The 22160-nt window shown below is 59.9% G+C and carries 15 protein-coding genes; 5 read left to right on the top strand and 10 right to left on the bottom strand.

What is annotated here, in order from left to right; genetic code table 11:
* Positions 1-46 precede the first annotated feature (46 nt).
* Together OOZ52_RS08525 and OOZ52_RS08520 are read right to left on the bottom strand one after the other, a co-directional pair.
* Complete coding sequence (locus OOZ52_RS08525; protein ID WP_274698085.1) at positions 47-2839, bottom strand: TonB-dependent receptor; 2793 nt, start codon at positions 2837-2839, stop codon at positions 47-49.
* Between the two features lie 210 nt (positions 2840-3049).
* Positions 3050-3745 carry a DUF6445 family protein gene (locus tag OOZ52_RS08520; protein ID WP_274698084.1) on the bottom strand — a complete coding sequence of 232 codons (696 nt, stop codon included), beginning with the start codon at positions 3743-3745 and terminating at the stop codon, positions 3050-3052.
* A gap of 122 nt (positions 3746-3867) precedes the next feature.
* Here OOZ52_RS08520 and OOZ52_RS08515 point away from each other — a divergent pair, with 122 nt between their 5' ends.
* The 3 genes from OOZ52_RS08515 (at position 3868) to OOZ52_RS08505 (ending at position 7962) form a co-directional block, all read left to right on the top strand.
* Positions 3868-4902, top strand: coding sequence for a LacI family DNA-binding transcriptional regulator (locus OOZ52_RS08515; RefSeq protein WP_274698083.1), 1035 nt, complete (start codon positions 3868-3870; stop codon positions 4900-4902).
* Between the two features lie 163 nt (positions 4903-5065).
* Positions 5066-6565, top strand: coding sequence for an MFS transporter (locus OOZ52_RS08510; RefSeq protein ID WP_274698082.1), 1500 nt, complete (start codon positions 5066-5068; stop codon positions 6563-6565).
* Positions 6562-7962, top strand: a complete 1401-nt coding sequence (locus OOZ52_RS08505) for an alpha-amylase family glycosyl hydrolase (protein WP_274698081.1) — start codon at positions 6562-6564, stop codon at positions 7960-7962. Before OOZ52_RS08510 ends, OOZ52_RS08505 begins: the two co-directional genes overlap by 4 nt.
* 1 nt (position 7963) lies before the next feature.
* Here OOZ52_RS08505 and OOZ52_RS08500 read toward each other — a convergent pair whose 3' ends face one another.
* From OOZ52_RS08500 to hutI, 8 genes are all read right to left on the bottom strand, one after another.
* Complete coding sequence (locus OOZ52_RS08500) at positions 7964-11227, bottom strand: efflux RND transporter permease subunit (protein WP_274698080.1); 3264 nt, start codon at positions 11225-11227, stop codon at positions 7964-7966.
* Complete coding sequence (locus tag OOZ52_RS08495) at positions 11224-12489, bottom strand: efflux RND transporter periplasmic adaptor subunit (protein WP_274698079.1); 1266 nt, start codon at positions 12487-12489, stop codon at positions 11224-11226. Before OOZ52_RS08495 ends, OOZ52_RS08500 begins: the two co-directional genes overlap by 4 nt.
* Complete coding sequence (locus OOZ52_RS08490) at positions 12486-13958, bottom strand: efflux transporter outer membrane subunit (protein WP_274698078.1); 1473 nt, start codon at positions 13956-13958, stop codon at positions 12486-12488. Before OOZ52_RS08490 ends, OOZ52_RS08495 begins: the two co-directional genes overlap by 4 nt.
* Complete coding sequence (locus tag OOZ52_RS08485) at positions 13955-14572, bottom strand: CerR family C-terminal domain-containing protein (RefSeq protein ID WP_274698077.1); 618 nt, start codon at positions 14570-14572, stop codon at positions 13955-13957. Before OOZ52_RS08485 ends, OOZ52_RS08490 begins: the two co-directional genes overlap by 4 nt.
* Before the next feature lie 237 nt (positions 14573-14809).
* Positions 14810-16474 carry a urocanate hydratase gene (gene hutU / locus OOZ52_RS08480; protein WP_274698076.1) on the bottom strand — a complete coding sequence of 555 codons (1665 nt, stop codon included), beginning with the start codon at positions 16472-16474 and terminating at the stop codon, positions 14810-14812.
* A complete protein-coding gene (gene hutG, locus OOZ52_RS08475; RefSeq protein WP_274698075.1) occupies positions 16471-17259 on the bottom strand; it encodes an N-formylglutamate deformylase in 789 nt (262 codons plus the stop codon). Before hutG ends, hutU begins: the two co-directional genes overlap by 4 nt.
* Entirely contained in the window at positions 17259-18788 is a 1530-nt protein-coding gene (gene hutH, locus OOZ52_RS08470; protein WP_274698074.1) for a histidine ammonia-lyase, read from the bottom strand. Before hutH ends, hutG begins: the two co-directional genes overlap by 1 nt.
* Positions 18785-19996, bottom strand: a complete 1212-nt coding sequence (hutI, locus tag OOZ52_RS08465) for an imidazolonepropionase (RefSeq protein ID WP_274698073.1) — start codon at positions 19994-19996, stop codon at positions 18785-18787. Before hutI ends, hutH begins: the two co-directional genes overlap by 4 nt.
* Before the next feature lie 64 nt (positions 19997-20060).
* On the opposite strand from hutI, the gene OOZ52_RS08460 reads away from it, so the two are divergent.
* Positions 20061-21431, top strand: coding sequence for a formimidoylglutamate deiminase (locus OOZ52_RS08460; RefSeq protein ID WP_274698072.1), 1371 nt, complete (start codon positions 20061-20063; stop codon positions 21429-21431).
* Between the two features lie 8 nt (positions 21432-21439).
* Complete coding sequence (locus tag OOZ52_RS08455) at positions 21440-22132, top strand: GntR family transcriptional regulator (protein WP_274698071.1); 693 nt, start codon at positions 21440-21442, stop codon at positions 22130-22132.
* Positions 22133-22160: the final 28 nt, after the last annotated feature.

Below are 22160 nucleotides of genomic sequence, written 5' to 3'. Positions count from 1 at the left end.
CCGGCGGGGGCAAAGGGAGGTGCGCCCCCACCGGCTGAGGTTACGATCAGAAGCGGTAAGACACACCGATCAGGTATGTACGACCGTACTCTTCATAATCGATGATCTGTGCTTCATCACCATTCTGGAAGGAGATGAACGGCTCGTCGGTCAGGTTGAGCGCCTGCAACGTGAACGCAAGGCCATCCAGCGCACCGCCCTCGAAGCGATAGCCGATCTGGGCATCGAAAATCGATTCCGGATAGGTCTCGCGGAAGGTGCGGCTGGCCGAGATACCGATGAATTCTGCAAGGAATTCCGTACGGTAACGGTGGCTGACGCGTGCTTCAAAACCGCCGCTTTCGAAGAATGCCGTGGAATTGACCACGAATTCCGAAAGACCCGGTACATCGACGTTGAACGAGTTGCCGCCTGGAGGCGAAACGGTCAGTTCGCTATCGGTGTAGGAAACACTCGTCTGGATGCCGAAGCCTTCCAGCGCATCCGAGAATACACCGAACGGCAGGGCAAGGCTGGCCTCGATACCGAAGATGTGGCCTTCGGCACCGTTGTCCGGACCCGATGCGAAACCGAGGGTCTGCTGGCCGCTTTGGTTGAATGCATCGAGCTGCGCACCACTGAGCGAAGGCACAAGGTACGAATAATCGCGCAACACCGAAGCGTTCGGGTTCACGAAATCGCTGAGCCATTTGTAGTACGTCGCCAGCGCGATGTAACCTTGCGTTCCGGCAAAGTAGTGCTCGGCTGAAAGGTCGATGCTGTCGGCAACGTACGGGCGCAGCTGCGGATTACCGCCGCCGCCGCTGAAGATCGATTCCAGCGGACCCTGTGGCAGGTTCGAGATCGAAGCGTTCGAAGATGCATTGAGCTGGTCCATACGCGGACGGGTCAGCGTACGGGCCGCACCAAGGCGCACGACAGTGTCGGGACCGACTTCAAAGTTGAAGGTAGCACTCGGCAGGACGTGTAGATACTCGTCACCCGACGTGACAGGGATCAGCGTCGCGCCAACACCGCCCGGCGAGTCAAAGCCCGACGATTCCTGCTCGGTGTAAACAAACTGCAAGCCGACATTACCCGTCATGGGCGCGCCAAACAGTTCGGTGTCGAGGTCGAAGCGCGCATAGGCAGTGTAGACGTCCTCGGTCACTTCCCAGTCACCCGGGAAAGGCAGGCTGGAACTTTGCACATCGGTAAGCACATAGGTGCCATCGTTGAGCAGGACGAACGGATCGTATGTCACCTGCGGACCGAAACCGAGGAATGACAACGCCGCAGTCGGATCAAGCAGCGCACTTGTCGGGATCGGCGTACGGGTAACCGCACCGTCAGCAGCGATGACCGAAGGTCCGCCTGACAAGCTGATGAAGTTCTGCGTAATGTCACGCGCCTTCGTGCGGTGATCATAGTTGAAACCGATAACGGCTGCTTCCAGCGCATCGAAACGGTCAGCTATGAAGCTCGCCTCTGCACGCGCGCTCCAAAGCTCATCTTCCGTTTCGGTGTCGTTGATGAAGCCGGCCTGTACGATACCGCCAGCACCCCAACCACGCGGATCGGTCAGCTGGATCAGGTTCGTATCCGAGTAATCGATCGTGTTGCTGAAGTTGAACGGGAAGGTACCGCCCTGGCGGGTGTAGGTCACGGTATCCGAAGGTGCCGTCGCATCCGCCGCATAGCTGAGGCCCGAATAGCTCTCGATCTGCTGTAGACGACGGTCGCTACGCGAATAGGAAACGTCAGCCATGAGGATCATGGCGTCGTTTTCATATGTCGTGTTCCAGCCGATGGCGAAGGTTTCGGTGTCCTTGCGATCGTAATCGTTACGAACAACCGGCTGCACACCGGAGAACGTCACGCTCTCAGGAAAATCGCCGCCGCTTGTGTCGGTGATTGTTGTGCCCGCACCCCAGCCTGGATTGAGCGGGAATTCGATACCGCGCTGCGGAATGCGCTCGCGATAATCGGCGTAGAAAACGTCAATGGTGGTGTTCCAGTTGAGGCTCGGCTCCCATTCCAGCGTGCCGAACAGGCCAAGACGGTCGAGATCGACCGAACGGGCGAACGGCTTCATGCCGCCGAGCACCATCTGGCCCGAATCGTCGGGGTAACCCCAGGCGTTGAAGCGCTGCACCTGGCTCGGGCTCGACTGATAGGCCGCACCAACAGCGATACCCAGCGTATCGTTGGCGAACTGGTCGACATAGGTTGCGGTACCGCGATAGCCGTAGCCATCGATGTCAGGGTTGAGCGAACCGTCTTCGTTGAATTCGTAGCGCGCGCTCAACGAGAGAACACGCTCACCGGCATCGAGCGGACGGATCGTACGGAGATCAACAGTACCGGCGAGGCCCTGGCCGATCAGGCCGGCATAGGGCGTCTTGTAAACCACACCGCTGTTGATCAGCTCCGCAGGATACTGATCGTACTCAACCGCGCGATTATCACCCGAAGAAACCAGCTGACGACCGTTAAGCAGCGAGGTGGAATAGTCCGGGCCAAGGCCGCGGATCGAAAGGCTCTGCGCGCGACCGTCAATACGCTGAACCGCAAGACCGGGCAGACGGCCAAGCGTTTCTGCGATCGAGATATCAGGCAACTTGCCGATGTCTTCCGCAGAGAACGCTTCAACGATGGCAGTATTGTTGCGCTTCTCGCCAATCGCGCTCTCCAGCGCTTGAATGTAGCCGGTAACGATGATCGTATCACCGGCGTTTTCATCAGTGGATTGCTCCTCCTGATCGGCGTCCTGTGCCATCGCGACGCCTGGAAGCGTCAGCGTGGCGATTGCAAATGCGGTGGTACTGGCACCAGCGCGCAGCGTATTACGAATGTTCATGCATTCCCCCGGATAATAAGCCGGGAGACCTTTGCGCTCCGCCCGGCAATTCCTGCTCCAAAAACTCGCGGGTATCAGGGTCTATTCGCCCTACCTCACGTGACAGTCACTTACGGCCCGTATGGCGCAAGAAGATAGACAGCATACGTATACGCAATCATATGCATGGCGCGCTGTGTGACGGATTTGCCGCAGCGAATATATGGAAAATCAGCCCTTTAGAAAAAGGTTGAGGGTCAGGCGTCCGCTTCCCGGATCGGCATCGGGCGCAAAGTCTTCAGCCATTGCGGCACAGTGCAAGGTGTTCCCGCGGTAGATGACCATCCGGTTGGCGACGCCATCGATCTTGTGCGTTTGCGCAAATAGCGGAGAGTCCTTGCCGATATAGCTGGCGGACGGAATCCCGTGCTCTGCCGTCGCCGCTTCCAGTGCCTGTACATAGGTATCGAACCGCTCCTCGTTCACGCTCTCGAACCCTGTGACGCGCTGACGGTAAAAGGCGGTCCCGCCATTACTGTCATCAGAGAGATAGAGCAGAATCGCGATCCGCTCCGCCTCGGTTCCGTCAAAATGCGGCAATCGCTGGATCGGCGCGAGATCGGCCGGCGATTTGGTGACGAGGCTCAGGTAGCATTCGAAATACTCCGGCCTGCTCGGCAAATCGAACACATCCCGCATTGCCCCCAGCAAAGGCGCGACCAGCGGCATGGCGATCTTTTCCGAAACAGCCGCGCGAATGCCCGGATAGAACGGCCCGATTGGCTTGTAGCGATGCCTGGCCGCGATTTCGCGCACCAGACCGAGGTCGTCCAGCGCACCCTCTGCACAGATCAATGGTTGCCGTTCCTCGCCAAAGTGCGAGCTTACGATTTGCGCTTGTCCGGAGAGTTTGAGCGGCGAAGTCATAAGCGGTTGATCGTGTTTCTCACACTACGCCACATGCAGAGCTTCATTCCGGTTTGCAAATATGGGGGGGCACTCGTAACATCAGCCCCGGTGCAGACGGAGATGGCGCCGCAGGAGGTTCGATGGGACGCGCTCCAACTGGCAGACCAACCAGTTTCGACATTGCATATCTGGCAGGCGTATCGCAGCCCACCGTCAGCCGTGCATTGCGCGGCGACAAGTCGGTAAGCGAGAAGACGCGCGCACGGATCAAGGAAATCGCCCGCGATCTCAACTATACCGTCGACAAGAATGCTTCCTCGCTGCGCTCGCAGCGATCCAACACCATCGCGCTGCTCTTTTTCGAGGATCCGACACCGGACGAGAGCATGATCAATCCGTTCTTCCTCGCCATGCTTGGATCGATCACCCGCGCCTGCGCCAACCGCGGGCTCGACCTGCTGATTTCATTCCAGCGGATGGAAGATGACTGGCACGTGCAGTATCAGGACAGCCATCGCGCAGACGGGCTGATCCTGCTCGGTTACGGCGATTTCACACTCTATCAAGAGCGGCTCGACCAGCTCGAAAGCCAAGGCACCCATTTCGCGCGCTGGGGTTCGGTATCCAGCGATATGCTCGGCACCACTGTCGGCTCCGACAACTTTGATGCTGGCAAGCAGGTTGGTGAGCACCTTTTGTCCAAGGGATGCCGCAATATCGCATTCCTCGGTCATGCTGACGAACATTATCCCGAGTTCGAAAGCCGGTATCAGGGACTCTATGCCGCGATGGTGCAAGTGGGGATCGAGCCCGATCCGGATTTGCAGTTCGACGCCATCACCACAGAAGAAGCCGGCTACGCCGCAGCGAAGGAACTGATTGCAACGGGGAAGGCCTTTGACGGCATTTTCGCGGCGAGTGACCTGATCGCGATCGGTGCCATGCGCGCGCTGGCAGAGGCCGGCCGTAAGGTGCCCGATGATGTCGCGGTGGTCGGCTTTGACGATATTCCCGCCGCCAGCCTCGCCAATCCCCCACTCACCACCGTAATGCAGGATATCAAGGGTGCAGGAGAGCGCCTGGTGGAAACGCTGCTGGCCGAGGTGAAAGGGCAGGACAAGCCCGACAACCGCCTTCCCGCACGCCTAATCAAGCGCGCAAGCACGGGCGACTAAGCCGCTCAGCACATTCGTATACGTATTGTCGCGCGGCACCATCCGTGCCAGCCAGCAATGATGGAGCAGGATGGGAAAGAACCATCCGCCCAAGGGGAAATCGGGAAGAGGGTTCTTACCAATGGCATCGGTTCAAGGCGTCACGCCTGCTTCAAAGCCTCACATGAGCTGGGCAGGCCTCGCCAATATCAGTTTCGGCTTCTTCGGCATCCAGATTGGCTTCGTCCTGCAGAACGGCAATATGAGCCGCATCTTCCAGACGCTGGGCGCCAGCATGGACGACCTGCCGATCCTGTGGGTTGCCGCACCGCTTACGGGCCTGATCGTGCAACCGATCATCGGCCACCTCTCTGACAAGACATGGAACCGCTTTGGCCGCCGCCGGCCCTACTTCATGGCAGGCGCGTTGCTTGCTGCGCTTTCGCTTTTCCTGATGCCGCTTGCCCCCGATATGGCCCCCTACATCTACCCCCTGCTGTTTGCAGCCGCGCTGCTGTGGATCCTCGATGCGAGCCTCAATATCGCGATGGAACCGTTCCGTGCCTTTGTCGGGGACATGCTCGACAAGACACAGCATGCTACAGGGTACGCCGTGCAAACCGCCTTTATCGGCGCGGGCGCAGTTGTCGCGGCAATCTTCCCTTACCTTCTCGGTGAACTTGGCGTTTCCAACGTCGCGGCAGAGGGCCAGTTGCCCGACACAGTGAAATGGAGCTTCTGGGCCGGCGGAGTTGCGCTGTTCTGCGCCATTGCCTGGACCGTTTTGACGACGAAAGAATACTCGCCCGAGGAAATGGCCGCTTTCGAGGCGGACCGGAAAGTTGAGGAAAGCGCAGGTGTCACCGCACTTGCTGCAAAAGGATATTCGGGACCGGTCATGTGGCTGGCGCTTGGCGCGATTGTCGCGCTGATCGTCGCGCCGTTGGGGCTGGAGAAAGAGATCTACTTGCTGGGCGGGCTGCTCGCGACCTACGGCGTACTCTCGGCCATTGGCATTTCCATGGCCAAGCAGGGCAAGGCTGCCAACATGCTTTCCAGCATTGTCGGCGATTTCTCGGGCATGCCCGATACGATGAAGCGGCTCGCGCTGGTGCAGTTCTTCAGCTGGTCTGCACTTTTCATCATGTGGATCTATTCCGGACCCATCGTTTCCCAGTACTTTTTCGGCAGTGCCGATCCGACCACCGAAGCCTACAACGAAGGCGCGAACTGGTGGAACCTGATCTACACCGTCCAGAACGGTGTTGCCGCCGTGGCTGCACTTGCTCTTCTTCCCGCGCTCAGCCGCAAGTTCGGCAAGGCCCGTACGCACATGACATGCCTGTTGCTGGGCGCGCTCGGCTTCCTCGGCTTCTTTGTACTGCGTGATCCTGACCTGCTGATCGTATGCGAGATCCTGAAAGGCATTGCCTGGGCATCGATCCTCGCCATGCCATACGCCATCCTGGCCAGCAGCCTGCCGCAGAAGAAACTCGGCATTTATATGGGGCTGTTCAACGTGTTCATCGTTGTTCCGCAGCTGCTGGTTGCTACCGTGATGGGCAGTGTGATGAATGCCCTGTTCCCCGGAGATCCGATCTGGACAATGCTCTTCGCCGCTGCGAGTTGGACCCTTGCGGCGCTGGCCATGCTCCGCGTGACAGTGCCTGGAGAAAATGCATGACGAAGCTTGCCCATTCCCTTCTCGCCCTCGCGCCGCTCGCGCTTGGCGCATGCAATGCGGAGGCCGACACTGCCGCCAACGATCCATGGACACCGCAGCAATTCGTCCAGATCGAAAATCCGGAGTGGAGCCGCGATGCGGTTCTCTACCAGATCAATACGCGGCATTTCACGCCCGAGGGTACTTTCGCCGCAGCCGAGGAACAGCTTCCACGCCTGCGTGAAATGGGCGTCGATATCCTGTGGCTTATGCCGATCCATCCGATTGGCGAAGTGAACCGCAAGGGGACCCTAGGCAGCCCCTATTCGGTACAGGACTATTACGCGGTCAATCCCGAATTCGGCACCGAGGAAGACTTCCGGAGCTTTGTCGATGCCGCACACGAACAAGGCTTCAAGGTCATCCTCGACCTCGTTGCCAACCACACTGCTTGGGACAATGCGCTCGCGACCGAACATCCCGAATGGTACGAAAAGACCTGGGACGGCAACTTCCGCCCCACCCCGTGGTGGGACTGGTCCGACATCATCGATCTCGACTGGTCACAGCCCGGCGTACGTGAACATGTTGGGCTGGCAATGGAGTATTGGGTGCGCGACTTCGAAGTCGACGGGTTCCGCGCCGACGTAGCGGGATACGTACCGGTCGACTTCTGGGAAACAATGCGCCGTCGGCTCGACGCGATACGCCCCGTCTTCATGCTCGGCGAAGTACAGGAAACCGCCTTCCACCGCGCCAGTTTTGACGCGACCTATGCATGGGACTGGCACCACACAAGCAAGGACATTGCGCAGGGTCGTGGCAATGCCACCAGCCTGTTTGGCTACTATGCCGAGAACGAGAGTCTGTGGCCGCGCGAAGCCATGCGCATGACCTATATCGAGAACCACGATAGCAATGCGTGGGAAGGCACGATCTACGAGAACTATGGCGATGCGCTGGAAGCCATGACCGCACTGAGCTTTACTGGTGAAGGCTTGCCGCTGATCCACAACGGCCAGGAAGCCTGCAACGCCAAGCGGCTGGAGTTTTTCGAGCGCGATCCGATAGACTGGAGCCAGGGTGAGGATTGTGAATACGGCGAGTTGCTGCGGCAGCTGATCGCCTTCCGCACGAACAATCCGGCGCTGCATAACGGGCGCTGGGGTGCGCGCATGCAGCAAGTGGTGACCGACAACCCTGAACAATTGTTCGCGTGGGTCCGCCAGCAGGATGGCAACAAAGTGCTGGGAATGTTCAACTTCTCTGATCAGCCTGCCGAAGCCACGCTGGCTGATGGACTGGCGGCAGGGTCCTATCGCGAATTTCGCGGTGCCGACGATGTCATCTTCACCGAAGGCGATACCGTGCAACTGGCCCCGTGGGGTTTCCGCTTGTTTTCCAGACGGGAAGAATAGGTCACAGCGCCAGCGTTAGATCCGGATAGGGATCTTCGCGACCCAGCCGCAGCGCAAGGCGCTTCTTCAGCCGCATATGGATGATCGCCAGCGACGGGATCACCAGCATGAGCAGCGCGGTGCCCACCAATACGCCGAAACCAAGGCTGGCGGACATGGGGATTAGGAACTGTGCCTGGAGACTTGTTTCGAAAGTAATCGGAGCAACGCCAAGGAAGGTAGTGACAGCGGTTAGAAAGATCGGGCGGAAGCGCGACTTGCTGGCAGCAATCATTGCCTCTTCCGGCGGCATGCCCTGCTCAAGATTTTCATTGAGAAAGTCGATCAGGACCAGCGCGCCATTGATGATCACGCCTGATAGCGCGACGATCCCGAACATCGAAAGGATGCCAAGCGGAATGCCGAGCAGCAGGTGCCCGAGCAGCGCGCCGACGAAACCGAACGGGATCGCCGCCATAATGATCATCGGCTGGGTGTAGCTTTTGAACGGGATCGCCAGCAGTGCGTAGATCACGATAAGCGCAAGGCCGAACGCCGCACCGAGCGACCCGAAGCTTTCCTGCTGCTCTTCCTGCTCACCACCAAGCGAATAGCGCAGCTCCGGATAGTCCGCGAGAATTGATGGCATGATCTCCTGTTGGATCACCCGACTGGCTTCTTGCCCGGTGATCACTTCATCATCCACGTCGCCCGATATTGTCACGATGCGGCGCCCGTCCTCGCGGCGAATTTGCGAAGGCGCTTCGGTGAAACTGGCATCGGCAAGCGCGCCAACCGTCGAGAATCCACCCGGCACGCGAATACGGAAGTTTTCGATATCGGCGATGGAATCGCGCTCTTCCTCTGGCAGGCGTACATAGACGCGCACGTCTTCCCGCCCGCGTTGGACACGAACTGCCTCGGCCCCGAAGAATGCCGCGCGCACCTGCCCGGCGACATCCTGCAAGGTCACGCCGAGCGTGCGCGCTTCCGGCTTCAGTCGCAGCTCGATCTCGCGCATCCCGGCATCCTGATCGCTCTCTATATCGAAGACACCCGCAATGGTCTGGAGTTCGGCTACTACCCGGTCATTCACCTGATCGAGCACGGCATTATCCGGATGCGAAAGCCGCACGTTGACCGGGTCACCGACCGAAAGCAGCGAGGAATTGATCGAGAAGGATCGCGCTTCTGGCACCTCTCCCATTTCCTCGCGCCATGCCTGCTCAAGCTCAGCTGCCGAAATATCGCGCTCGCCCGACGGGACAAGTTCGATACGGGCTTCGGCGAGCGAAGGACGGAAAGTGGACTGCAACCCTGCTGGGCCGGTTTGGACCTGGACGAGGCCAACAGCGGTGTAAGTCGCATCGAGGAAAGGCGCCTCTGACGGATCGCCGTCATAGAAACGAGCAATCGCGCGATCACGGGCTTCCTCTGCCCGGTTGGCAATCTGTGTGGTTCGCTCGATCGTCGTACCTGCAGGCATCTCCAAAGATGCTGTAACGCGGTCCGCCTCGATATCGGGGAAGAACGAGACTTTGATAACCCCGCCCGGGATCATGGCAAAGAACACAATCAGAATTGCAAGACCGCCAGAAAGGACAAGGTAAGGCGTCTTGACGCAGACCTGCAATGCGCGATCGAGCGGACCTTCCACGAAGGCGTTCAGCCTGTCATCGACTTCTTTCTGCACCGTCTCGAAGAACTGCGTCACGCGGTGTTTCGCGGCCGTTCCCGCAGCCGGGAGATGCGACAAATGATAGGGCAGGACAAGCATGGCCTCGACCAGCGAAAGCGCCAGAACGGCAAGCACCACCAAGGGTACGTCTGCCAGGATCTTTCCGATCACGCCCCCTACGGCGAGCAATGGCGCAAAGGCGGTGATGGTCGTCAAAACGGCGAATATCACCGGTACCTTAACCCGTTGCGCACCGGCAATTGCTGCGCCCAGACCCGACCGCCCCCGTTCGCGTTCGGCGTAGATGTTTTCGCCGACCACAACGGCATCATCGACCACCAAGCCAAGCGCGAGAATGAACCCGAAAAGCGAGAACATGTTGATGCTTGAACCTGCCCATTCCAGCAGGAAAATCGCTCCGGTAAAGGTCGCCCCGATACCGATAGCTGTCCAGAACGCTAACCGCAGATCGAGGAAGAGCGTGAGGGCAACTAGCACCAGTAACAAGCCGATACCAGCATTCTTGAGCAGCAGGGACAAACGGTCTTCCAGCAAGACCGAAGTATCTTCCCAGACCGCATAGGACACACCTTCGGGAAAGCTGTGCTCCTCCAGCAACCCTTTTACCGCGCTGGCGACATCGAGCACACGCTCGTCACTGGTGCGGTAGACATCGACAAACGCTACCGGCTGTTCGTTGAACCGGGTGGTGAGATCGAAATCCTCGAATTCGTCACGGATGGTTGCGACATCGCCCAGCCGCAGCAAGGCTCCTTCACCAGAGCCGACCAGCACGATATCTTCGAAGTCCTGCTGACTGTAATTCTGTCCGACGGTACGCACGCGTACCTCTTCCGTCGCGGTATCGATGGAGCCTGCAGGGCTATCAAGGCTGCTCGCAGAAACGATGCGCGAAACATCGGTCAGTGACAGGTTGAGCGCTTCGAGCCGGTCTTGCGGAACGTCGGCATAGATCCGATAGTCGCGCACGCCGCTCGTTTCGACATAACTCACATCGTCGAGGCCCGCGATGGCATCTTCCAGACCATAAGCCGTTTCCTTTAGAGAACGCTCTCCGACATCGCCGAAGACCGCTACGCGCAAGACCACCTGGCGTGTAGTTAGCTCGCGAACTTCAGGTTCTTCGGCCTCGGCAGGGAAGGTGTCGATCTGGTCAACTTCGGACTTCACCTCGTCGAGTGCGTCCGAGACATCAACACCCAGTTCCAGCTCGACATTGACAGTGCCGGAGCCTTCATTGGCGACCGAATTGATTTCCTTGACGCCCTCGATAGCGGCGACAGCTTCCTCCACACGCTGGAGGATGGATTCCTCAACCTCCTGCGGCGTTGCGCCGGGATAAACAACGGTAACCGCAACCGTATCAAGGCTGCTTTCCGGGAAGACTTCCTGCACGATCCGCCCGAACGAAACCACGCCCGCCACGATCATGAAGAACATCAGCAGATTGGCCGCGACACCGTTCTTGGCCATGAAGGCGATGATGCCGCCACGGTCCCGCGCGCGCTCTTCCGACGTATTGCCGAAGCGGTCACGCGCTCCGTCCATTTCCTCCGGAGAGGTATCGGGAGGTGTGGTATCGCTCATTCGGCAGACTCGCCGGCAAGACGTACGTCCATTCCGTTCACCGGGGTGCCAAGGCTGGACGTTACCAGGTAGCCGCCTTCACCAAGGCTTGGCATCGTAACATAGGCCAAGTCATCGCTGCGCTGGATTACGCGCACGGGGAGTATCTGCAGCTTGCCATCGCGCACGACCCAAATCTCGTTCCCGGGCCGCAAAGCTTCCGCTGGAATGGCCGCATAACTATCAATCGACGCGCCGGTAATTTCCGCCCGAACGAAAGCACCCAGGAGAAGCGGCGGTGCAGGCGTAGCGCTTTGAGCGTCCTCGTCAGTCACCTGTACGCCGCCCGAAGTCGGGTTCGATACGCGAAGGAAAACTTCGACATTGCGCGTTTGCGCATCAAGGCTGTTGTCGGCGCGATCAACCACTGCGTCCCAGCGATAGGTCAGACCGCCAAAGTCATAGTAGACCGATGCCGGAATTCCCGATCCGCCGGAAAGCAATCCGGGAATAAGTGCCGCTTCATCGGGCGTTAGTGACAAGCGTACCTCGAAAGAGGAAGTGGAGACGATCGAGCCAAGCGCCTGCCCTGGCTGGACAAGCGAGCCGACGGAGACGTTTTCCTCCCGTACAAGGCCGGAGAACGGCGCAGTGATGCGAGTGCGCGACAGCGACAGTTGCGCCACCGCAAGGCTTGCATTGGCACGCTCGCGCGCAGCCTGGGCAGAGCGCAGTTGCGGCTCACGCGTCGCGAGATTGTTGGCCGCAATATCGCTGCCACCAGCCGCCGGGCCAGCGCCCGCCAGCTGTTCGGGGGGAAGTATCTGCGAGCCACCGCCAGATGCTGCAGCCTGCTCGCGCGCGTTAAACCGTTCAAGCTCCTGCCGCGCGATCGCCATTTCTTCCTGAGCCTGCAGAACAGCAACATTCTGCGCCGCGACATCTGCTTCTGCGATCCGGACCTGGTTCCGGAAATCACTCGCTTCAATCCTGAGCAACGTCGCACCGGCGGGCACTGTGCCCCCTTCACGGAAGGCTGGATGAACGTAGGCAAGTCGCCCTGAAACCTGCGCGCCGATCACAACTTCTTCGCGCGGCTGCACTGTTCCCGATGCCAGCACAGGGATAGGACCCGCTGCCGCTTGCAGTGCAACTGCTTCCACCAGCGGCACGGCTTCAACCCGCTCCTGCTCTTCCGGCTCCGGACGCAGCCAGATCATCAGCGCAGACAGCAGCACGGCACCGCCGATGAAGAGGAGTGCGTATTTGACTTGCTTGCTCATTGATCTTCTCCGGCCAGACCTGTGTCAGCTGGCTGCATGTCAATCGGGGTTGGAATGGTGTCAGGCGCCCAGTCGCCGCCCAGGGCGCGATGCACGCCAAGGCGAGCGATCGCCGTATCGCGGGCGGACGAAGATAGGCTGGACTCTACCTGGTAGACGGTCCGCAAGGCATCGAGATAGGCGGTGTATCCGCCCACACCTGCAGCGTAGCGACGACGTTGCAGATCGAGCGACGCCTGTGCATCGCGTAACTGCGCGGTGATGAGCAGATAGCGGCTGCGCTGCTGCTCGTAATTCGCCAGCGCGCTCTCGACATCACTGTACGCAGTCACGACTGCGCGCGAATAGGCTGCGGCATTCTGGTCATAGGTAGCCCGCGCCGCACGTATATTCGCAGAGATGCGCCCACCATCGATGAGCGGTGCAACGATATTGGCGGCAAGCGATGCCGCCCAATTGTCGACAATGTTCAGCGCGCCGCCAACATCGCCCCCCTGCGACCCATACGATGCCGACAGGCTGAGGCGGGGAAATCGTTCTGCGCGCCGCGCGCCAATCCGCAAGCGAGCGGCTTCAAAACGTGCCCACGCGGCTGCTACATCCGGCCTTTGCTCAAGTAGCTCTGCCGGCAAACCCGCGGGCACAGGCTCGAACACAAGGCGAGGCGTCAAATCGCCATCGAGCAGTTCGGCGATGTTTTCGCGGTAAGTACCCTGCAGGGTCGCAAGACGCCCTTCATTGGCCACCAGTGCTGATCGCAATTGCGGGAGCGCAGCCTGTGTCGCGCGCAGGTCCTGGCGAACCTGATACAGCTCGAAGCTTTGGACAAGGCCACGTTCATAGCGTTCATTGGTTCGCGCCGCACGATCTAGCAGGACTTCGCTGGTCGCTTCGGTCAGCGCGATTTGGCGGCGCGTATCGACGACGTCAAAATAGGCCGAAATAACTTCAGCGGCAGTGGCGAGCTGGACCGATCTATAATCCTGCTCAACCGCAAGTGCATCCTGCCTTGCCGCAGCCAGATCATTGCGCGCTCTACCGAAAAGATCGAGCTCGTATGAAGCCGCGAGGCCGAGTGTGAAGGAATCATTCTCGATCCGGTCAACTCCGCCGAACCCGCCGAATGCGGAGCCTGCGGTGGGAGTGCTGGATGAGGTTGCTCCACCTGTTGCATTCACACCAGGCAGTAGAGCACTACGGGCAAGTCGTGCCTGCGCGCGCGATTGTTCGACGCGGGCCGCCGCCTCCGCAATATCGAAATTGTTGGCCAACGCACGGTCAACAAGCTGGTTGAGAACGGGGTCATTGAACGCGGTCCACCACGCTACCGGAGCATAGTCACCGTCGGCAGGATCGAAGGTAAAGCTTGCCGGAATCTCGGCAGCAACGCTCGGCACTTCGGCATCTGGCGCAAGCGATATGCATCCGGCGAGGAGCATAGGTGCAGCAATGATCAACGCCCTCTTCATGGCTTCACCTCCAGCAACTCGCGAACTATGTGGTCGAGCCGGTCAAGCATTTGGGAGCCAAGCGGCTCTTCAATATCCGGCACGTCCATGAACATGCAAAGCGAGAGCCGTGAACTGCGCAGAGATATTGCCATGCTGAGAAGGTAGAAAACCGTGGCGCTGACCTCTTGGTCGTTAAGGTCTGGGCGAAGATGCTTGACCTGTTCTTCCAGCATGCGAACCTTTGGCTTGATTTCCCGCTCGAAGAATTCGCGCATCACGGAAGCCGGGTTCTGCTGCTCTCGCGCAACGAAACGCGCGAAGGGTGCGGCTTCGTCACTCAGCATGAAAGCGCCGATAGTGCGCAGAACCGTTCCTACGATTTCGATCCTTCGCGCGGCATCTGGCTCGGTCCCTTCGTCCTGGTGATCGCGGAATAGGTCTGCGGTTACCGACGCAAATCGCATCACGATGGCTTCCGCAGCGGCGCGGTAGAGCCCTTCCTTGCCACCGAAGTGATAGGTGATGTTGCTCATCGTGGTTTCCGCCTCGGCGGCAATGTCCCGTGTGCTCGCGCCGTCAAAACCGCGCTCGCCGAATTGCCGGATCGCCACACTGATGAGTCGTTCTCTCATGCAGCATTGTTATAATTCGTTCGAACGAATTGCAACCTAGATCATTGAATGCAGTTGGTGCCGATTCTGTCAGGCTGCCCGCCAGCCAGGGGCTACGCCAGCCAAAAAGCACCCGTCCGCATATCCACAAAGCGCCAGTGGCACCTGCTCTTAGCAGGCTCAGCTGTCCGGTAAGTTGGCTCGTCACATTGACTGCCGCGGTCCACGCTGGACCGCGGCATTCTTGAGCAATGGAAACTACAGCGAAGGCAGGTTGAGCCCCTGCTCTTCAGCGCATTCAATTGCACTTGCATACCCCGCATCGGCATGACGCATCACGCCAGTGCCCGGATCATTCCAAAGTACGCGCTCCAACCGCCGCGCGGCATCTTCGGTGCCATCAGCCACAATCACCATGCCGGCGTGCTGAGAGAACCCCATGCCCACGCCGCCACCGTGATGCAGGCTGACCCAGGTCGCACCGCTCGCGGTATTAAGGAGCGCATTGAGCAGCGGCCAGTCACTGACTGCGTCCGATCCGTCTTGCATGGCCTCGGTTTCACGATTGGGGCTGGCAACTGATCCGCTGTCGAGATGGTCCCTTCCGATCACGACAGGTGCTTTCAATTCGCCCGACGCGACCATTTCGTTGAACGCAAGGCCGAGCCGATGGCGATCCCCCAGCCCGACCCAGCAGATGCGCGCAGGCAAGCCCTGGAAGGAAATCCGCTCGCGCGCCATGTCGAGCCAGTTGTGGAGGTGATGGTTGTCCGGCATCAGCTCCTTAACCTTGGCATCGGTCTTGTAGATGTCCTCCGGATCGCCCGATAGCGCCGCCCAGCGGAACGGTCCGATGCCGCGGCAGAATTGCGGGCGGATATAGGCGGGCACGAAGCCCGGAAAATCGAAGGCGTTGGAGAGTCCCTCTTCCAGCGCCACCTGCCTGATATTGTTACCGTAATCGACAGTGGGAATGCCTCGCTCCCAGAAGGCGAGCATCGCCTCAACCTGCTTACGCATGGAGGCGCGTGCCGCCTTCTCTACCGACTTGGGATCGCTTTCGCGCTTCTCGCGCCATTCGGCCATCGTCCAGCCTTCGGGTAGATATCCGTTTACCGGGTCATGCGCGGAAGTCTGGTCGGTGACGATATCGGGGCGCACGCCGCGCTCGACCAGCTCGGCGAAGACCTCTGCCGCATTGCCAAGTAGGCCGACCGACTTGGCCTCACCCGCAGCCGTCCAGCGATCGATCATCGCGAGCGCTTCGTCCAGCGTCTCGGCCTTCTCGTCGAGGTATCGGGTGCGCAGACGGAAATCGATACTTTCGGGATTGCACTCGACCGCGAGGCAGCTGGCACCTGCCATCACGGCCGCCAGCGGCTGCGCGCCGCCCATGCCGCCAAGGCCGCCGGTAAGGATCCATTTGCCGGTCAGATCGCCATCGTAGTGCCGCCGCCCTGCCTCGACGAACGTCTCGTAGGTCCCCTGCACGATGCCTTGCGTGCCAATGTAAATCCACGATCCGGCGGTCATCTGGCCGTACATCATCAGGCCCTTCTTATCGAGCTCGCTGAAGTGGTCCCAGTTCGCCCAGTGTGGCACCAGATTGGAGTTGGCGATCAACACCCGCGGGGCATCGGAATGGGTGCGGAATACGCCCACCGGCTTGCCTGACTGGACGAGCAACGTCTCATCATCCTTCAGTGTTTTCAGTGAGTTGATGATACCATCGAAAGCATCCCAGCTTCGCGCAGCACGGCCGATGCCGCCGTATACAACCAGTTCGTCCGGGTTCTCGGCCACCTCTCGGTCGAGATTGTTCTGCAGCATGCGGAACGGCGCTTCGGTCTGCCAGCTGCCGCAGGTCAGGTCTGGCCCGGTGGGGCTTTTGACTTCGCGCGAATTACGACGGTCGATGCTCATGCAAGGTCTCCAAATGTCTGCTGGATAGCGTCGAAAACGCGCGACAATGTTGTGCGCAGTTCGGCGGATCTTGTGGGGGAAAGCACGAAGGGTGGCGCTTCGGTTTCGAGGTAGGCGGACTGGGCGATTTCCATCTGCACCGCGTGGACGCCTTGTTCTGGCTGCCCGTAGTGGCGCGTGGTCCAACCGCCTTTGAAACGGCCATTGAGAACGGAGGTAAATGGGCTCGCAGAGCAAGCATCGGCGACCCCGCGCTCAATCGCTACTGCACACGATGTTCCCGAATTGGTACCGATATTGAGGTCCGGCAGTGTGCCTTCGAAAAGATAGGGAATGTTCGACCGGATCGAGTGGCAATCGTAGAGCACCGCGAACCCGTGCTGCACCCGCACGCGTTCGATCTCGGCCAACAGCGTAGCATGGTAGGGTTGGTGAAAAGCCACGCGGCGTCGCTCGATCTCTGCATCGTCGGGTGCGTTCAGCCATATCGGGCGATCATCGAAAGTCGTCAGCGGCACAAGCCCGGTAGTGTTCTGCCCGGGATAGAGGCTAGCCCCGTCAGGCGGACGGTTGGCATCGATCACATAGCGACTGAAATTCGCGCGAACGACGCTCGCTTCGGGAACAAGCCCTTCGTAAAGCTCGGGAATGCGCCAATCGGTATCGAGCAGCTTGCGCCCCTCTTGATTCAACGCAGCAAGCACATCGTCCGGCAGCAAGGTGCCCGAATGCGGTTGCGCAAGAATAAGTGGCGATGTGCCTTCAGTGACGTAGACCGGCTCCATTACAGCGCATCACCGATTGCAAGAGCGGCAGACGGTGCAAGCGGTCCTTCGCGCACCAGCGCAGTAACCGCGGCGATATCGCCCGACACATCGCGATCCTGATCGAGAGTAGGACTAACCTCGCGGATGCGTGCGATGACCGATTGCAGAGCCGCACTGGTCTCTACCGGTGCGCGATATTCGATGCCCTGCGCGGCGGACAGCGCCTCCACGGCAATAATGGCAGCAAGGTTTTCATTCATCTCACCCAGACGCCGCGCGGCATGGCAGGCCATCGACACATGATCTTCCTGATTGGCCGAGGTCGGTGTCGAATCCACCGTGCGCGGATTGGCAAGCGAGCGGTTTTCGCTCATCAACGCGGCAGAGGTCACTTCGGCGATCATCAGGCCCGATTGCAGACCCGGATCAGCCGAAAGGAATGCAGGCAACCCAAAGCTGAGCGCGGGATCGACCAGCAGAGCCACACGGCGCTGCGCGATACTGCCAACCTCTGCGATGGCGAGCGCGGTCATGTCTGCCACCAGCCCGACCGGCTCTGCATGGAAATTGCCGCCCGAATGGATCTTGCCATCGGACAGAATCAGCGGGTTGTCGGTCACCGCGTTGGCTTCGATCTCCAGCGTCTGTGCAGCATGGCGGAGCTGGTCGAGACAGGCACCGACAACCTGTGGCGCGCAGCGCAGGCAGTACGGGTCCTGCACCCGCATATCATCCTCGCGGTGGCTTTCGCGGATCGCCGATCCTTCGAGCAGATCGCGCACCAGCCGCGCAGCCACCACCTGCCCGCGATGTCCGCGAAGGGTATGAATTTCTTCCCTGAACGGAGCGGTCGAGCCCATAGCAGCATCAAGCGAGAGCGCAGTCGTGGCGAGCGAATTGAGTGCCAGGTTCCATGTATCGAACAGGTGTGCGAGTGCCAGTGCGGTGGAGACCTGCGTGCCATTGAGCAGCGCCAAACCCTCTTTCGCCGCAAGTTCGATCGGCTCCAGCCCCTCGGCCTGAAACGCCGCCCTTGCGGGCTTGCGCACTCCACGATGGAAAACCTCGCCCTCTCCGATCAATGCGGAAGCCATGTGGGCGAGCGGAGCAAGGTCACCCGATGCGCCGACCGAGCCTTTATCGGGGATGACCGGAATAATGTCTGCCGCAACCATCTGCTGCAGCCGCTCGATCACTTCGGGGCGGGCACCGGAAGCTCCGCGACCCAGCGACACGCATTTGAGCGCAATGATCAGGCGGACGATATCCGGCGCAATAGGATCACCGAACCCGGCGCTGTGTGAAAGCACGATATTGCGCTGGAGGGTGGCGAGATCATCATCTCCGATGCGCACACTAGCGAGCTTGCCAAAACCAGTGTTGACGCCATAAACCGCCTCGCCACTGGCAATCGCCTCACCAACGCGCTCGTGAGCTGAGGCGGCGGCGCGCATCGCATTGTCATCTACCGCAAAGGATTCGCCCGAGCGCAAGAGATGCTCAAGCTGCGCGAGCGAAACCGCGCCCGGCGAAAGGGTGATGCTCATACGAATGTGTCTCCTGAAATCCGTCCGCGCAGCAGTTGCCCGCCGATCCAGTAGGATAGATAGTTGGGATGCGGCGCGTTCCACACGGCGAGCTCGGCGCGCTTGCCCGTTTCGATCGTGCCGTATTCGTCACCAAGACCGAGGGCTTTTGCCGCATTAAGAGTAGTCCCGGTCAATGCTTCCTGCGGGGTCATCCTGAACAGGGTGCACGCCATGTTCATGGCCAGCCGCAAGGAGGGCAGCGGGGAACTGCCCGGGTTGCAATCGGTGGCAACAGCCATCGGAACACCGTGCTCGCTAAGCGCATCGAACGGCGGCATCTTTGTCTCGCGCAAGGCATAGAATGCGCCTGGAAGCATAACCGCGACAGTCCCTGATGCTGCCATTGCTGGCACGTCTTGCGGATCGAGATATTCAAGGTGATCAGCAGAAAGCGCACCATATTCCGCTGCGAGCACCGCCCCCTTTAGGTCGCTCAGTTGCTCGGCATGCAGTTTGACCGGAAGGCCCAACGCCTTCGCCTTTTCGAACACCCTGCGAATTTGCGCGGGCGTAAAGCCGATCCCTTCGCAAAAGCCGTCAACCGCATCGACCAGCCCTTCGTCCGCGGCCTGCTCCAGTCCGGGAATTGCAACCTCGTCGATGTAGCGATCCGCCTCGCCCTCGAACTCTTCAGGAATGGCGTGCGCCGCGAGCCAGGTTGTGCGCACGCGGACAGGGCGATGCTGCTCGATCTGACGGGCAACACGCAACATGCGCATTTCGTCTGCAACGGTCAGACCATAGCCCGATTTGACCTCGATCACCGCCACACCATCAGCCAACAGGTCATCGACACGCGGCAGCGCAGCGGTGAGCAATTCCCCGTCGCTTGCAGCGCGGGTTGCGCCAACGGTCGAGCGGATGCCACCACCCGCCCTTGCGATCTCTTCATAGCTCGCGCCATTCAATCGCAGTGCAAATTCCTGCGAGCGATCTCCTCCGAAGACGAGATGTGTGTGGCAATCGATCAATGCTGGGGTAACGAGCGCGCCATCAAGGCCTTGATGAGGCCAATCGGCATAGTCTTCCGGCAAGTCAGCATGCGCACCGACCCACCCGATACGGCCATCGGAAACGGCAATTGCTGCGTCGACAATCAGCCCGTAGCCATCATCACCGCCCACCATTGTGGCGGCGAGGCAGTTTGTGAAAACCCGCTTCCCCATGCGCTTGCCCTATTGATCAATCTGTGATTATGTATGCACATAATATTGAAAGGCGCAACCCGGAATGACTGGAAAAATCTCCGCTCGGCACGTGCTCACGCCCGCTGGCTGGCTGCGCGATCATGCGGTGCATTTTGGCGAAGATGGCGTGATCACAAGCATCACTGCTGACGGGTTCGATGGCGCGAACGCAGTCGGCACGCTTCTACCCGGAATGGCCAACGTCCATACCCACAGTTTTCAGCGCGCAATGGCAGGGCTTGCGGAGCGACGCGGCCCGACGGGGAGTGACGATTTCTGGACCTGGCGCAAGGTCATGTACCGTTTCCTCGACCTGCTTGACCCCGACGATATCGAGGCAATCTGCGCGCAGGTTCAGATGGACATGGCACTGGCAGGCTACAGCGCATCGGCAGAGTTCCACTATGTCCACCACCAGCCGGACGGCACACTATATGCGGACCTTGCCGAAACATCGCACCGCATACTTGCTGCCAGCCGCAGCAGCGGGGTCGGCCTGACCCACTTGCCCGTCCTCTATACCTACGGCGGTCTGGATAAGCGCGCGTTGAAAGGTGGCCAGACGAGGTTCGGCAATGATCCCGAACGCTTCGCCCGACTATATGAAACGGTCGCGCAAGCCGCGCCGGACATGCCCGGTGATTTCCGCCTCGGTGTCGCTCCGCATTCGCTCCGTGCGGTGGATCGTGCGGGATTGGATGCCTGTCTCGAATTGAGCTCAGATGGCCCGGTCCATATCCACGCTGCCGAGCAAGTGAAAGAGATCGAGGAGGTCAAACATCATCTCGGTAAACGCCCTGTGCGCTGGCTGCTCGATGAGGTGGGCTTGAACGCAAACTGGTGCCTGATCCACGCAACCCATATCGACGACGGCGAAACCGATGGCCTTGCCCGGTCGGGTGCGGTTGCGGGCCTGTGCCCCACCACAGAGGCCAACCTTGGTGACGGAATCTTCCCGGCCGCCCGCTTTATGAAGGCAGGCGGCGCAATTGGCATCGGATCGGATTCCAATATCCGCCTGTCAGTTAGCGAGGAGCTGCGAATGCTCGAAGTCTCGCAACGCCTTTCGCACCTCGGCCGCACGATCCTTTCAGACGAGGCCATCCCTTCCAATGGGCGTTATCTCTACGAGCGCGCAGCAGCAGGCGGAGCACAAGCCATAGGGCGCAACGCCGGCGCCATTGCTCAGGGCAGATTCGCCGATCTGGTGGCCTTGCGAGACGATGCTCCGTTCCTTGACTGGGCAGAGCCCGATCAACGGCTAGATAGCTGGATTTTCGGATTCAAAGGCAATGCCGTATCCGATGTGTGGTCCGCGGGCCGCCATATCGTTTCCGAAGGCCGGCACATGCTCGGCGCGGAGATCGGCTCGCGCTTCGCCAGCACCATGCGCAAGCTGGCTTCAGCCCTTTGACCCGGGCTGTGAAGCGAACAACCCATCAGGGCATCCGCGAAGCGATCCGCGCACGCATCATCTCGGGCGAATGGAAGCTGGGCGAGCGCATTCCCGGCGAAGTCGCGCTCGCGGAAGAGTATGGCTGTTCGCGCACAACCGTAAACCGCGCGCTGCAAACGCTCGCGCAGGAAGGGATGGTCGAGCGCAAACGCAAGGGAGGCACAAGAGTGCGGCCGCTTCCCACGTCACAGGCCCAGTTCCGTATTCCGATCATGCGAGAACAGGTGGAAAGCAGAGGGCACCGCTACAGCCACCGAATCGAGAGCCGCGAAGTCCGCGTTCCCCCAATGGCTATTCGCAAACAGCTGGAACTGCCGGACAATGATCCCGCCGCCTATGTCGAAAGCCTGCACCTTGCCGATGGCAAGCCCTTTGCGTTCGAAAAGCGCTGGGTCAATCTTGGCAGCGTGCCAGCCTTTAGCGATGCAGACCTATCCCATGAGAGCGCCAATGAATGGCTGGTCCGCCACGTGCCATTCTCTCGCGGCGAAGTGCGCCTGTCTGCCTCTGCCGCCAACGCCAAGCAAGCTCGCCTGCTGGGGACCGACAAAGGTGCGCCTCTGTTCACAATGCATCGCCTGACATGGTTCGAAGAGCGCACAATCACAGCGATCGAACTGAGCTTTGCGCCAGGCTATGAAATCACCTTCGGGGTATAGCCAGGCGTTGATGGCAGCGTTGTCAGTC

Origin of the sequence: Aurantiacibacter sp. D1-12, assembly GCF_028858515.1 — a bacterium.
GTDB lineage: Bacteria > Pseudomonadota > Alphaproteobacteria > Sphingomonadales > Sphingomonadaceae > Alteraurantiacibacter.
This window is presented reverse-complemented; position numbering and strand designations above follow the sequence as displayed.

Excerpts from the sequence above, each read along its gene's own strand:
- OOZ52_RS08525 (WP_274698085.1), bottom strand. The coding sequence starts at position 2,839 with ATGAACATTCGTAATACGCTGCGCGCTGGTGCCAGTACCACCGCATTT.
- OOZ52_RS08520 (WP_274698084.1), bottom strand. The coding sequence starts at position 3,745 with ATGACTTCGCCGCTCAAACTCTCCGGACAAGCGCAAATCGTAAGCTCG.
- OOZ52_RS08515 (WP_274698083.1), top strand. The coding sequence starts at position 3,868 with ATGGGACGCGCTCCAACTGGCAGACCAACCAGTTTCGACATTGCATAT.
- OOZ52_RS08510 (WP_274698082.1), top strand. The coding sequence starts at position 5,066 with ATGAGCTGGGCAGGCCTCGCCAATATCAGTTTCGGCTTCTTCGGCATC.
- OOZ52_RS08505 (WP_274698081.1), top strand. The coding sequence starts at position 6,562 with ATGACGAAGCTTGCCCATTCCCTTCTCGCCCTCGCGCCGCTCGCGCTT.
- OOZ52_RS08500 (WP_274698080.1), bottom strand. The coding sequence starts at position 11,227 with ATGAGCGATACCACACCTCCCGATACCTCTCCGGAGGAAATGGACGGA.
- OOZ52_RS08495 (WP_274698079.1), bottom strand. The coding sequence starts at position 12,489 with ATGAGCAAGCAAGTCAAATACGCACTCCTCTTCATCGGCGGTGCCGTG.
- OOZ52_RS08490 (WP_274698078.1), bottom strand. The coding sequence starts at position 13,958 with ATGAAGAGGGCGTTGATCATTGCTGCACCTATGCTCCTCGCCGGATGC.
- OOZ52_RS08485 (WP_274698077.1), bottom strand. The coding sequence starts at position 14,572 with ATGAGAGAACGACTCATCAGTGTGGCGATCCGGCAATTCGGCGAGCGC.
- hutU (WP_274698076.1), bottom strand. The coding sequence starts at position 16,474 with ATGAGCATCGACCGTCGTAATTCGCGCGAAGTCAAAAGCCCCACCGGG.
- hutG (WP_274698075.1), bottom strand. The coding sequence starts at position 17,259 with ATGGAGCCGGTCTACGTCACTGAAGGCACATCGCCACTTATTCTTGCG.
- hutH (WP_274698074.1), bottom strand. The coding sequence starts at position 18,788 with ATGAGCATCACCCTTTCGCCGGGCGCGGTTTCGCTCGCGCAGCTTGAG.
- hutI (WP_274698073.1), bottom strand. The coding sequence starts at position 19,996 with ATGGGGAAGCGGGTTTTCACAAACTGCCTCGCCGCCACAATGGTGGGC.
- OOZ52_RS08460 (WP_274698072.1), top strand. The coding sequence starts at position 20,061 with ATGACTGGAAAAATCTCCGCTCGGCACGTGCTCACGCCCGCTGGCTGG.